Source organism: Enterobacter sp. 04-C-12-SI-ECC, from assembly GCF_047530715.1.
GTDB classification, from domain to species: Bacteria; Pseudomonadota; Gammaproteobacteria; order Enterobacterales; family Enterobacteriaceae; genus Enterobacter; species Enterobacter bugandensis.
In genome coordinates, this window is sequence record NZ_JBLKDI010000015.1 from 31,305 (window position 1) to 43,045 (window position 11,741).

12 protein-coding genes and 1 pseudogene are annotated in these 11,741 nt (G+C 62.0%); 5 read left to right on the forward strand and 8 right to left on the reverse strand.

The window, feature by feature from the left end; translation table 11 throughout:
* Window positions 1–6: 6 nt before the first annotated feature.
* The 5 genes from ACMWL8_RS17630 to hpxU form a co-directional block, all read right to left on the reverse strand.
* Window positions 7–744, reverse strand: a complete 738-nt coding sequence (locus ACMWL8_RS17630; RefSeq protein WP_008499843.1) for an amino acid ABC transporter ATP-binding protein — start codon at window positions 742–744, stop codon at window positions 7–9.
* Entirely contained in the window at window positions 725–1,381 is a 657-nt protein-coding gene (locus tag ACMWL8_RS17635) for an amino acid ABC transporter permease (protein ID WP_072049711.1), read from the reverse strand. The genes ACMWL8_RS17630 and ACMWL8_RS17635 overlap by 20 nt, the downstream gene beginning before the upstream one ends.
* The gene (locus ACMWL8_RS17640) at window positions 1,381–2,046 is read right to left on the reverse strand and encodes an amino acid ABC transporter permease (protein WP_041912033.1); all 666 of its coding nucleotides are present in this window, start codon (window positions 2,044–2,046) and stop codon (window positions 1,381–1,383) included. The genes ACMWL8_RS17635 and ACMWL8_RS17640 overlap by 1 nt, the downstream gene beginning before the upstream one ends.
* Window positions 2,047–2,050: 4 nt before the next feature.
* A complete protein-coding gene (locus ACMWL8_RS17645; protein ID WP_045261681.1) occupies window positions 2,051–2,833 on the reverse strand; it encodes a transporter substrate-binding domain-containing protein in 783 nt (260 codons plus the stop codon).
* Between the two features lie 191 nt (window positions 2,834–3,024).
* The gene (hpxU, locus tag ACMWL8_RS17650; protein WP_045261682.1) at window positions 3,025–3,864 is read right to left on the reverse strand and encodes a MurR/RpiR family transcriptional regulator HpxU; all 840 of its coding nucleotides are present in this window, start codon (window positions 3,862–3,864) and stop codon (window positions 3,025–3,027) included.
* Window positions 3,865–4,007: 143 nt separating this feature from the next.
* Here hpxU and hpxW point away from each other — a divergent pair, with 143 nt between their 5' ends.
* Genes hpxW through hpxZ form a run of 4 tightly spaced genes read left to right on the forward strand, consistent with a single transcriptional unit; the run spans window position 4,008 to window position 7,567 of the window.
* Window positions 4,008–5,591: an oxamate amidohydrolase gene (gene hpxW, locus ACMWL8_RS17655; protein WP_045261683.1), complete on the forward strand. Its 1,584-nt coding sequence runs from the start codon at window positions 4,008–4,010 to the stop codon at window positions 5,589–5,591.
* A gap of 10 nt (window positions 5,592–5,601) precedes the next feature.
* Window positions 5,602–5,790: an oxalurate catabolism protein HpxX gene (gene hpxX / locus ACMWL8_RS17660; RefSeq protein ID WP_028012637.1), complete on the forward strand. Its 189-nt coding sequence runs from the start codon at window positions 5,602–5,604 to the stop codon at window positions 5,788–5,790.
* On the forward strand, window positions 5,787–7,184 hold the full coding sequence (locus ACMWL8_RS17665; protein ID WP_045261684.1) for an AtzE family amidohydrolase: 1,398 nt from the start codon (window positions 5,787–5,789) through the stop codon (window positions 7,182–7,184). Before hpxX ends, ACMWL8_RS17665 begins: the two co-directional genes overlap by 4 nt.
* Window positions 7,181–7,567: an oxalurate catabolism protein HpxZ gene (hpxZ, locus tag ACMWL8_RS17670; RefSeq protein WP_045261685.1), complete on the forward strand. Its 387-nt coding sequence runs from the start codon at window positions 7,181–7,183 to the stop codon at window positions 7,565–7,567. Before ACMWL8_RS17665 ends, hpxZ begins: the two co-directional genes overlap by 4 nt.
* 48 nt (window positions 7,568–7,615) lie before the next feature.
* Here the strand turns inward: hpxZ and puuE are convergent, their stop codons facing one another.
* The 3 genes and pseudogenes from puuE to ACMWL8_RS17685 form a co-directional block, all read right to left on the reverse strand.
* Window positions 7,616–8,515 (reverse strand): allantoinase PuuE, encoded by a 900-nt coding sequence (gene puuE, locus ACMWL8_RS17675; RefSeq protein ID WP_375151346.1) that lies wholly within the window; start codon window positions 8,513–8,515, stop codon window positions 7,616–7,618.
* A pseudogene (hpxA, locus tag ACMWL8_RS17680) lies at window positions 8,469–9,306 on the reverse strand (allantoin racemase). The gene puuE and the pseudogene hpxA overlap by 47 nt, the downstream one beginning before the upstream one ends.
* Entirely contained in the window at window positions 9,306–10,022 is a 717-nt protein-coding gene (locus tag ACMWL8_RS17685; protein ID WP_045261688.1) for a GntR family transcriptional regulator, read from the reverse strand. Before ACMWL8_RS17685 ends, hpxA begins: the two are co-directional and overlap by 1 nt.
* A 144-nt stretch (window positions 10,023–10,166) precedes the next feature.
* On the opposite strand from ACMWL8_RS17685, the gene ACMWL8_RS17690 reads away from it, so the two are divergent.
* Window positions 10,167–11,663 carry an NCS1 family nucleobase:cation symporter-1 gene (locus tag ACMWL8_RS17690; protein WP_028012631.1) on the forward strand — a complete coding sequence of 499 codons (1,497 nt, stop codon included), beginning with the start codon at window positions 10,167–10,169 and terminating at the stop codon, window positions 11,661–11,663.
* The last annotated feature ends 78 nt before the right edge of the window (window positions 11,664–11,741 follow it).

Below are 11,741 nucleotides of genomic sequence, written 5' to 3' on the forward strand. Positions count from 1 at the left end.
TCCTTATCAGTTGAGGCCGCGCACGGAGGAGATGAACTGCTTCAGTTCCGTGGTCTGCGGGTTGGCGAACAGCGTTTTGCTGTCGCCCTGCTCCCAGACTTTCCCCTGGTGCATAAACACCACGCGGTCGCCCACTTCGCGGGCAAAATTCATTTCATGGGTCACGAGAATCAGGGTCATCCCCTCGGCCGCCAGCTGCTCCAGCACCTTGAGCACTTCGCCCACCAGCTCCGGGTCGAGGGCGGAGGTGATCTCGTCGCAGAGTAAAACTTTAGGCGACATCGCCAGCGCGCGGGCAATCGCCACGCGCTGCTGCTGGCCGCCGGAGAGGCTCGACGGGTAGTAATCCAGACGATCGCCAAGCCCCACTTTCTCCAGCATGCGCTGGGCCAGTTCGCGGCATTCGGCGGCGCTTTTCTTCAGCACCCGACGCGGGGCGAGCATCACGTTCTCCAGCGCCGTCATGTGCGGGAACAGGTTGAAGCTCTGGAACACCATCCCGACCGAGCGGCTGATTTCGCGCGCCTGAGAATCCCGGTCGGTAATGGTCATGCCGCCCAGCTTGATGCTTCCGTCCTGATACCCTTCCAGACCGTTGATGCAGCGCAGCAGCGTGCTTTTGCCCGATCCGCTGCGCCCGATAATGGAGATCACCTGGCCCATATCGATATCCAGATCGACGCCCTTGAGCACGTGGTTATCGCCGTAGTACTTCTGCACCTGATTAATGGTGATGAGAGGCATTGAATTTGGTATCCAGATAGCGGCTGTAGCGCGACAGCGGATAACACAGAATAAAGTAGCCCAGCGCCACCAGCGCAAAGACCTTAAACGGCTGATAGGTCACGTTGGTCAGCATGGTGCCGGCCTTGGTCAGCTCGATGAAGCCGATAATCGACGCCAGCGCGGTACCTTTGATTACCTGCACCGCAAAGCCCACCGTCGGGGCGATGCCGATGCGCAGCGCCTGCGGAGCGACCACGCGAAACAGGGTCTGGCCGAAGGTCAGGCCCAGGCAGCGCGAGGCTTCCCACTGCCCCTTCGGCAGGGCGCGAATGCTGCCGTACCAGATATCGAGCAGAAATGCGCTGGTGTAGAAGGTTAACGCCAGCGAGGCGGCGGTCCACGGCGAAACGTCGATGCCGAACAGCGCCACGCCGAAAAAGGCCAGGAACAGCTGCATCAGCAGCGGGGTGCCCTGAAACAGCTCGATATAGCCGCGGATAATGCGCTTCACCGTGCGCCCGCCCGTCAGGCGCAGCAGCAGGAGCGGCAGCGTTACCACCGCCCCGCCGACAAACGCCACCAGCGACAGCAGTACCGTCCAGCGTCCGGCCAGCAGCAGGTTGCGAATAATGTCCCAGTCGGTAAAGGTGGTCATCATGCCTGCACCCCCAGCCATTTGCGTCCTGCCGCCATCATCAGCTGGCGCAGGGTAATCGACAGCGCCAGGTAAATCCCGGTTGTCACCAGATAGACCTCAAAGCTCAAAAACGTTCTGGACTGGATCAGGTTAGCGGCGAAGGTCAGCTCTTCATACGAGACCTGCGACACCACCGACGAGCCGAGCATCACGATGATGCACTGGCTCACCAGCGCCGGATAAATGCGCTGCAGCGCGGGCGGCAGCACCACGCGAATAAACGTCTGCAGACGGGTTAGCCCCAGCACGCGCCCGGCCTCCCACTGTCCTTTCGGCGTGACCTGAATGCCCGCGCGGATAATTTCGGTGCTGTACGCGCCCAGGTTCACCACCATTGCCAGCAGCGCCGCCTCCCCCGCCGTCATCTTCAGGCCAAGATTCGGCAGGCCGAAGACGATGAAAAACAGCTGCACCACAAACGGCGTGTTGCGGATGATCTCCACGTAGCCGCCCCAGATCCGGCTGTACCAGGTGGTGCGTCCGCTGCGGATCGCCGCGCCGAAAATCCCGATTGCCAGCCCGCCGACGGTTGCCATTACCGTCAGCTGAATGGTGACCCACAATCCCGCCAGCAGCTCCGGCCAGTGCGGCCAGAGGGCTGAAAAATCAAGTTGCTCCGTCATCGGCTCAGGCGCCAAGGTTTGCCGGCAGCGGGGCCTTCAGCCATTGCTCGGACAGGCCGTTCAGCGTGCCGTCCTTGATGCCCTGCTCAATCAGCGCATCCACTTTCGCCTTCAGGGCCGGTTCGTTCTTCTTCAGGCCGATAAAGCACGGTGAGTCTTTCAGCATAAAGCTCGGCACCGGGGCTTTATCCGCGTTCTGGCGCGAAATGGCCGCCACCACGAGGTTGCCGGTCGCCACGTACTGCACCTGGCCGGAGAGGTAGGCCGAGAGCGTGGTGTTGTTGTCTTCGTAGCGTTTCACGTTGGCGTCTTTCGGTGCCAGGCCGGTCAGCACCATATCCTCCACCGCCCCGCGCGTCACGCCGATGGTTTTTCCGCTCAGCGCGGCGGCGTCCTTCAGCTCGGCCCCTTTCGGGCCAAACACGCCGAGGAAGAACGGCGCGTAGGCGCGGCTGAAGTCGATCACCTTCTCGCGTTCCGGGTTTTTACCGAGGCTGGAAATGACCAGATCCACCTTGTCGGTTTGCAGGTACGGCACGCGGTTGGCGCTGGTCACCGGCACCAGCTGCAGCTTGAGCTTCATCTGTTTCGCCAGATAGCGCGCCATATCGATGTCGTAGCCCTGCGGCTGCAGATCGGTCCCCACCGAGCCAAACGGCGGGAAGTCCTGCGGAACGGCAATGCGAATGGTGCCGCGCTTCTCGATATCCTGAAGCTGGTCAGCCTTTGCCGGCAGCTGAGTGAAGAGACAGGCGGCCCCGGCCAGTGCAATAAACAGTTTTTTCATGGTGCTTCCCCGTAACGTTAACATGAAACAAAAGATTCTTTGAATGTGATTTTGCAACTAATGTGCCAGATAAGGCGAAGCGGGGAATTTTCTCTTAAAGCCTGATAAAACGTGGACGGGGCGAAAATACTCTCTATTTTCGCCCCGTTCATTTGCACCATTTCAATGCAAAGCACCAGTCTGATGCCCCATTATCGTTGTTCGAGTTCGTCCAGCTGCTGGTAGAGGGAGGCAATCTCGTGAATGCGCGGACGGCCTTTATCGAGAATGTCATGCAGGAAGGCGTTTGCCAGCAGGTTGATCAGGCTGTTGACGGAGGAGTAGCTGTCATAGGCGGAGACGCTGTCCAGCGGGGCGCAGAGCTGCCAGCTCGCCAGCGGAAACAGGCTGTGGGCCTGCGGCTCGCACATCAGCAGCACCGGAATACCGCTACTCTGAAGCTGCTGCATCAGCGGACGAATGATGCGCGGGCGGCGGCGGAAAGCCATCATCACCACCAGATCGTCCGGCGTTAAGTCCACCAGCTCCTCGCTCAGGCTCTGGCCCGGCTGCGGCAGGACCAGCACCTGACCGCGCGCCTGCAGTAGCTGCTGGCGCAGGTGGAGCGCCGCCGGATAAGCGTTACGCATGCCGATAATGACGATGCGCCGCGCCTTGACCATGCAGGCCATGGCGTCGGCAAACTGCTGCGCGTCAAGGGCATTGACCCACTGGGTCAGGTTCGCCATCTCCTGCTTGTAGTGGCGCGCCAGCAGCGTGTTGCCCTGCACCGCGTCGCGGTTATCGGTGAGCGGCATCCCGCTCTGGCGCAGGGTGCGCAGCTCGTCGCGCATATCCTTATATTTCTCATAGCCCAGACGCTTAAACAGGCGGCTGACCGTGGCTTTCGACACCCCGCTCAGCTGCGCCAGCTCGGCGCTGTTGTAGCTGATCAGGTCGTCAAAATGGTCGAATATAAAGTCTGCCACCCGTTGCTCCTGCGGCGACAGCGACGGGTATTGTGCTTTCAGACGTTCATCCAGTTGTTCCATAGCGCCTCTGTAACTTTTGTTTCATCACATTATACCTTTCTTTATACGTATTCATTATACGTGCCAGTTTACTGAAACTTTTCTTTCAGAACTGGAACAGCTTTTGCAGCGCCTTGTGACTTTCAGTGTTACGAGGAGTTCTCATGCAAAGCAACGTCTCCACGCACGGCATGGCCGTTGCGCCCCACCATCTTGCCAGCCAGAGCGCGCTGGCGGTGCTGCGCGAAGGCGGCAGCGCGATTGAAGCGATGGTCGCGGCGGCGGCCACCATCGCCGTGGTTTACCCCCACATGAACGGGCTGGGCGGCGATGGCTTCTGGCTTATCGTGCCGCCAGAAGGCGACCCCATCGCCATTGATGCCAGCGGCGCGGCGGGATCGCGCGCGACGCTTGCCGCCTACGACGGGCACACGCACATTCCCCATCGCGGACCGCAGGCGGCGCTGACCGTCGCTGGCACGGTGAGCGGCTGGGACGAGGCGCTGAAGGTCTCCCGCGAGATGACCGGCAAGTCGCTGCCGCTGGCCCGCCTGCTGGCCGACGCTATTGACTATGCGCAAAACGGCACCCCGGTCACGGCCTCACAGGCCCATGCCACGGCCAGTAAATTCGACGAGCTTAAGGCCATCCCCGGCTTCGCGGAAACGTGGCTGGTGAACGGTAAGCCGCCCCAGGTCGGGAGCCGTTTTTACCAGCCCGCCATGGCCTCAACCCTGACGCGCCTGGCGGAGGACGGTCTGGACAGCTTTTATCGCGGCCCGCTGGCGAACGTGCTGGCGCACGGCTTGGAGACGCTGGGCATGCCCGTGACGCTGGCCGATCTTAACGCGCACGTTGCCCGGCGCACCGCGCCGCTGAAGTTGCAGCATCAGCAGGGGGAGATCTTTAACCACGCCCCGCCGACGCAGGGGCTGGTCTCGCTGGCGATACTCGGCATCACCGACCGCCTGAATATGGCGGAGGCCGACGACGCGGACACCATTCACCGCATCGTTGAAGCCACCAAGCTGGCCTTTGGCCTGCGCGATGCCCACATTACCGACCCGCGTGAACTGAAAACCGAGATTCAGAAACTGCTGGATCCCGCCGCCCTGCAGGCGCTTGCCGACAGGGTTGACGACGGCCACGCCGCGCCGTGGGGAACCGGAAAAGGGCCCGGCGATACGGTGTGGATGGGGGTGATGGATAACAGCGGGCTTGCCGTGTCGTTTATCCAGAGTATTTATCACGAGTTCGGCAGCGGCGTGGTGCTGCCCGATACCGGCATCGTCTGGCAGAACCGGGGAGCGTCGTTCAGCCTCGACCCCGCCCATCTTCTGGCCCTCGCGCCGGGCAAACAGCCTTTCCATACCCTGAACCCGGCGGCGGCGCGTCTTAAGGACGGGCGCGTAATGGTCTACGGATCGATGGGCGGTGACGGACAGCCGCAAACCCAGGCCGCGCTCTTTACCCGCTACGTGGTTCAGGGCGTGCCCTTGCAGGAAAGTATTTCCCGCCCGCGCTGGCTGCTGGGGCGCACCTGGGGACAAACCTCAGACACGTTAAAGCTGGAAGGACGCTTTACCGCTGAGACGGTCTCACGGCTTCAGGTACTCGGACATGAGGTAGAAATATTCCCTGACTTCAGTGAAGCGATGGGCCACGCGGGCGCGATTGTCCGGCACCCCAACGGGCTGTTTGAAGGGGCGTTTGACCCGCGCAGCAACGGCGCGGCCGCCGGATACTGAGGAGAAAACAATGACGACACAACAACCCGACTGGCAGGCGTATCTTGCGCAAATGGAGTCCGTGCTCGGCGTGACGCTGGACGATGCCCGCCGCGCCGAGCTGCAGTTGCAGTTCAGCCGCATTGCCAGCATGGCCGCCCCGCTGATGGCGCTGCCGCTCGACGACCGTCTGGAGATCGCAGGAGTGTATAAAGCATGACGCTACACGAGATGAGTATCAGCGACATTCAACAGGCGCTGAGCGCGGGCGAGCTGAGCGCCCATGAGATTGCCCGCCAGACGCTGGAGGCGATTGGGCGCGTTAATCCGCAGATCAATGCCTGGACCACCGTGACGGAAGCACGCATGCTCGCCGAGGCCGAGAACATCGACACCCTGCGCCGCGAAAAGCGCCCCCTGCCGCCGCTGGCGGGCGTGCCCTACGCGGTGAAAAACCTGTTCGACGTTGCCGGACACACCACCCTCGCGGGCGCCGGGCTGTTCAGCCAGCGTCCCGCTGCGGCCGCTGACAGCTTCGCCGTGCGCCAGCTGCGCAGCGCGGGCGGGCTGCTGTCCGGGATGGTGAATATGGACGCCTACGCCTACGGCTTTACCACCGAGAACAGCCACTACGGCGCGACGCGTAACCCGCACGACCTGACGCGCATTGCGGGCGGGTCCTCTGGCGGTTCAGCCGCCGCCGTAGCCGCCGGGCTGGTGCACTTTTCGCTCGGCACCGACACCAACGGGTCGATTCGCGTTCCGGCCTCCCTGTGCGGCATCTATGGCCTCAAGCCCACCTTTGGCCGCCTGTCACGATCCGGCAGCCATCCGTTTGTCGCGAGCCTGGATCATATCGGCCCCTTCGCCCGCCGCGTGTGCGACCTGGCGTCCGTGTACGACGCGCTGCAGGGCCGGGACAGCAGCGACTGTTTTCAGGCAGAGAGCTCACGCGAGCAGACGCGCCCCCTGCTAGACCGCGGGCTTGACGGCCTGCGCTGCGCGGTGCTCGGCGGCTACTTCACCACCTGGTGCGACGCACAGGCCAGAGACGCCGTGGCGCGGGTGGCGAAGGCGCTCGACGTGCAGGATGAGCTGCAGTTTCCGGACGCCGAGCTGGCGCGCTCCGCGGCGTTTATCATCAGCGCCTCCGAAGGGGGAAATCAGTACCTGCCCGCGCTTCGCCGCGAGCCCGAGCGCTTTGAGCCGCACTCCCGGGAGCGACTGCTGGCAGGCGCGATGATCCCCTCCGCCTGGTATATTCAGGCCCAGCGGTTCCGCGCGCAGGCGCGGCAGGCGTTTCACGCGCTGTTTGCCCAGGCCGACGTGCTGATCGCACCCGCGACGCCGCGCAGCGCCACGCGGATCGGCGAGCAAACCATGGAGATTAACGGTCAGCCGCTCCCCATCCGCGCCAGCATGGGGATGCTGACCCAGCCGATTTCATTTTTGGGCCTGCCCGTGACCACCGTTCCGCTGCGCACCGCACATGGCGCGCCGATTGGCCTGCAGCTGATTGCCTCGCCGTTTAACGAGCAGGCCTGCCTGCGCGTCGCGCGCGTGCTGGAAGAGAGCGGCATCACCGATGCCCGCCCGGCGGAGGTTGCAGCATGATCAATCACGATGACATTAACCTGCCGTGGGTGGTTGCCGAGGTGACCGCCGCGTTTTATCGCTACGAGGACGCGCTGGTGAGTAACAACATTGCCGTGCTGGACGAGCTGTTCTGGCACGACAAAAACACGGTGCGTCTGGGGGCGGGTGAAAACCTGTACGGTATCGATGAAATCCGCGCCTTTAGGGCAGCGCGCCCGTCTGCCGGGCTTCAGCGGACGCTGCGCCACACCGTGATTACCACCTTCGGGGAGGATTATGCCGTGTGCAGCACCGAGTTTACCCGTGAAGGTACGGAGCGGATTGGCCGCCAGCAGCAGACGTGGGTAAGGTTTGCCTGCGGGTGGCGGATCGTGGCGGCGCAGGTGAGTTTGATGTCGTAGCCGTAGGCCGGGTAAGGCGCAACCGCCACCCGGCAAAACATCGCACAATTACTTCTGAAACGGATGCACTTCCCGCCAGTGGTCAGCAATCTGCTGGCGGGTACAGACCCACACCCGATCGTGCTGCTGCACGTAATCCAGAAACCGTTGCAGCGCGCGAAAACGCCCCGGCCTTCCCAGCAGGCGGCAGTGCATGCCGATGGACATCATCTTTGGCGCGCTCTCCCCCTCCTCGTACAGCACGTCAAAGCTGTCCTTCAGGTACGTATAAAACTGCTCGGCGGTGTTAAACCCCTGCGCGGTCGCAAAGCGCATGTCGTTCGCATCCAGCGTATAGGGCACGATCAGGTGCGGCTTTTGGGTGCCGTCGCCGCAGGCCACTTCCGTCCAGAAGGGCAAATCATCGCCGTAGTAGTCGCTGTCGTAGTCAAAGCCGCCGTGCTCCACCACCAGCTGGCGGGTGTTGGGGCTGTCGCGCCCGGTGTACCAGCCCGTCGGCGGCTTGCCGAACAGGTCGGTCAGAACGTGCACCGCCTTGTGCAGATGTTCGCGCTCCTGGCTGATGTCCATGTTCTGATAGTGGATCCAGCGCCAGCCGTGGCTGACCACGTCGTAATCCGCGGCTTTGATCGCCTCAACAATCTCCGGGTGACGCGCCAGCGCCATCGCCACGCCAAAGACCGTCAGCGGCAGGCCGCGCTTTTGAAATTCATTGTGGATCCGCCAGAACCCGGCGCGACTGCCGTATTCGTAAAGGGAGTCCATCGACATGTGTTTGTCCGGGTAGCTGGCCGCGCCGATGATGTCCGACAGGAACTGCTCGGATCCGGCATCGCCGTGCAGAACGTGGTTTTCCGCCCCTTCTTCATAATTGAGCACAAACTGCACCGCGATGCGCGCCTCATTCGGCCACCGCGCATGCGGCGGGTTGCCCGCATAGCCGCGCAGATCCCGCGGATAATCCTGTTCGAAAAGCCCCATACCACCCCCAAAAGTTAAAATGGATTCAATGCCTGAAAATGCCCGCTTAACGGTTTGCTCTCCGGGAAGGCCAGATCCCCATGCTTGCTGGTCGTGAGTCCCAGCGCCACCAGCGATTCCACCATCTTCACCGCCGCGCTGACGCCGTCGATCACCGGCACGCGCAGCTCGCGGGTCAGCTCCTGCGCAAGGGTCGCCATGCCGCCGCAGCCGAGCACGATGGCGCCGCAGCTATCCTCTTTCAGCGCCTGTATACAGCGCGCGCGCACCTTCTCCTGCGCCAGACCGCTGCCGTCCTCCAGCGCCAGCACCGGAAGGTCGATGGCGTGCAGCGCTGCGCAGTGGTCCTGAAAGCCATACTGGTGCAGAAGATGGCGGGCAATAATCAGCGTGCGCGGCAGCGTGGTGACCACCGAAAAGCGCGTCGCGACCAGCGTCGCCATATGCATAGCGGCTTCAGCAATGCCGATAACCGGCCCCTGCGCCAGCTCGCGCGCCGCCAGCAGGCCCGGATCGCCAAAGCAGGCAATCACGTGACCATCCACGCCCTGCTCCCTGCCTTTTTTGATCTGTTCCAGGACACCAACGGCGGCGATGGCCTCATCAAAGTGGCTTTCTATAGACGGCACGCCCGCGCTCGGGCAAACCGCAAGGATCTCCGTTCCCGGTGCCGCCACCGCGCGGGCCGCCGCGCCGATGGTTTCCGTCATCGCGAGGCTGATGTTGGGGTTGATCACTTGTATACAGACAGATGACATTACGACTCCTTGTGGCCGGCAAACAGCCGGGCAAAATCAGGCAGGCACTCGCCCGCCCGCTCGAAGCAGAGGCTGGCAACGATGTGTTCAAAATGGTGCATGAGGGCATCGCTTAGCGGCTGCTGCGCCTTCTGACGCAGCAGATCCACAAGCTGTTCGTGATCGTTGCAGCGACAGCCCTGACGCCACGGCGCGCCCCAGGTAGCAATCACCAGCGAGGAGCGCTGGCTCAGGCTTGTCACCATCTCGGTGAGCACCTGGTTGCCGGAGATGGCCTGCAGCTGAATGTGGAAACTGGCGGAATGTCGGATTGCCGCCGGGCCGTCGTACGCCTCGTGCGCCTGCTGCTCCTGACGAATAATGGCCTCCAGCGCGGCAAGGTGCGGCGGCTGACAGTGCGCCAGCACGTCCGGCAGGTTAGCGACCTCCAGCAGCGCGCGGGTGCGGAAGATGTGCCGCGCCTCTTCCACCGTCGGGCTGGCGACGTGTGCACCACGTTTGGGCGTCAGGGTGACCATTTGCACAGCGGCGAGTCGTTGAAGCACCTTGCGGATGCCCGTGCGGCTCACGCCAAACACCTCGGCCAGCGCCTCTTCCGGCAATTTGCTCCCCGGCAGCAGCTGATGTTCCACAATCGCGGTCATCAGCGCCTGGAAGATGGTTTCGTCTTTGTCATGCAGGCCTGGCGCGGTCTGCAGGGCGTTTATGTTGTTCATTCACCACTCCGAATTTTACTTTCCGTTATCGAATCGTATACATAAAAATAAAATATTGCATACAAGATTTATTATTTTGGCCTGGATCCTGCAACACCGTTTGCACTCCCACTCAACGGGTTTTCATTCACAGGAGCAGGTTTCATGCCAAACAGTCAAAACGCACAGCAGAGTACGGCCGCTGATTCCGGTACGGTTTACAGCCCACGTCTTTGCAATGAGGATCTGGCACCGACGCGTGACCAGAACTGGAGCTGGTACAACATCTTTTCTTTCTGGATGTCCGACGTTCACAGCATGGGGGGTTACGTTGTTGCCGCGAGCTTCTTTACGCTCGGGCTGGCAAGCTGGCAGGTGCTGCTCTGCCTGCTGGTGGGGATCTGCATTGTGCAACTGTGCGCCAACCTGGTAGCCAAACCGAGCCAGATGGCGGGCGTGCCCTATGCGGTGATCAGCCGTCAGGCGTTTGGCGTCTTCGGGGCCAATATTCCGGCGGTGATCCGCGGGCTTATCGCCTTTGCGTGGTACGGCATCCAGACCTGGCTTGCCGCCAACGCGCTGATGCTGGTGGTGCTGAAGTTCTGGCCTTCTCTGGCGAGCCTTACCACCGGTGCCTTCCTGGGCCTGTCGCCGCTGGGCTGGATCTGCTTTGCCATCATGTGGGTTCTTCAGGCGATGGTCTTCTGGCACGGCATGAACGCCATTAAGCGCTTTATTGATATCGCCGGTCCGGCGGTCTATGTGGTGATGCTGGCCCTCGCGGGCTGGATTGTATACAAGACCGGTTTTGATGGGATCTCTTTCACCCTCGCCAGCAAATCCCTGAGCGCGGGCGAGCAAACCTGGCAGATGATCACCGCGACCGCGCTGGTGGTCTCCTATTTCTCCGGCCCGCTGCTCAACTTTGGCGACTTCTCCCGCTACGGCAAAAGCATGGGTGAGATCCGCCGCGGCAACCGCTGGGGGCTACCGTTTAACTTCCTGCTGTTCTCCATCGTCACCGTGGTGATTGTCTCCGGCACCCAGTCGCTGTTTGGCCGCATGATCACCGACCCGATCGAAACCGTCAGCCGCGTAGGTAACGATCTGGCCGTGGCCATTGGCCTGCTGACGATGATCACCGCCACCATCGGGATCAACATCGTCGCGAACTTTGTCTCACCGGCGTTTGATTTCTCTAACTGCTCGCCGCAGAAGATCAGCTTCCGCACCGGGGGGATGATTGCCGCCGTCGGCTCGATCCTGCTCACCCCGTGGAACCTGTTCAACTCGCCGGAGCTCATCCATTACACCCTGGACGTGCTCGGAGCGTTTATCGGCCCGCTGTTCGGCATTCTGATTGCCGATTTCTACCTGATTAAGCGCGGCAAGGTGTCGGTAGACGATCTGTTCGACGACACGCCAAAGGGCAAATACTGGTACCGCAACGGCTTTAACCCGAAGGCCATTGGCGCGCTGATCCCATCTGTTGCCGTAGGTCTGGTGATTGGCTTTATCCCGGCCCTGCATGAAGTGGCAAACTTCAGCTGGTTTATCGGCGTCTTCCTCGGCGGCGTGACCTACCGCTGGCTGGCGCGGGAAGAGCGCGAGACGGCAGGCGCGGCCTCGTTCAGCTCCCGCGTGGCGACGCAAAAAGAGTAACCCCTCCCTCCGGCCGCAGTTTATCTGCGGCCCGTTCATTCTGGCACCGTTCTTGCTGAGCTTTTTCACCCCGCTACG

Coding starts and splice junctions, on each gene's coding strand:
- ACMWL8_RS17630 (WP_008499843.1), bottom strand. CDS start 744: ATGCCTCTCATCACCATTAATCAGGTGCAGAAGTACTACGGCGATAAC.
- ACMWL8_RS17635 (WP_072049711.1), bottom strand. CDS start 1,381: ATGACCACCTTTACCGACTGGGACATTATTCGCAACCTGCTGCTGGCC.
- ACMWL8_RS17640 (WP_041912033.1), bottom strand. CDS start 2,046: ATGACGGAGCAACTTGATTTTTCAGCCCTCTGGCCGCACTGGCCGGAG.
- ACMWL8_RS17645 (WP_045261681.1), bottom strand. CDS start 2,833: ATGAAAAAACTGTTTATTGCACTGGCCGGGGCCGCCTGTCTCTTCACT.
- hpxU (WP_045261682.1), bottom strand. CDS start 3,864: ATGGAACAACTGGATGAACGTCTGAAAGCACAATACCCGTCGCTGTCG.
- hpxW (WP_045261683.1), top strand. CDS start 4,008: ATGCAAAGCAACGTCTCCACGCACGGCATGGCCGTTGCGCCCCACCAT.
- hpxX (WP_028012637.1), top strand. CDS start 5,602: ATGACGACACAACAACCCGACTGGCAGGCGTATCTTGCGCAAATGGAG.
- ACMWL8_RS17665 (WP_045261684.1), top strand. CDS start 5,787: ATGACGCTACACGAGATGAGTATCAGCGACATTCAACAGGCGCTGAGC.
- hpxZ (WP_045261685.1), top strand. CDS start 7,181: ATGATCAATCACGATGACATTAACCTGCCGTGGGTGGTTGCCGAGGTG.
- ACMWL8_RS17685 (WP_045261688.1), bottom strand. CDS start 10,022: ATGAACAACATAAACGCCCTGCAGACCGCGCCAGGCCTGCATGACAAA.
- ACMWL8_RS17690 (WP_028012631.1), top strand. CDS start 10,167: ATGCCAAACAGTCAAAACGCACAGCAGAGTACGGCCGCTGATTCCGGT.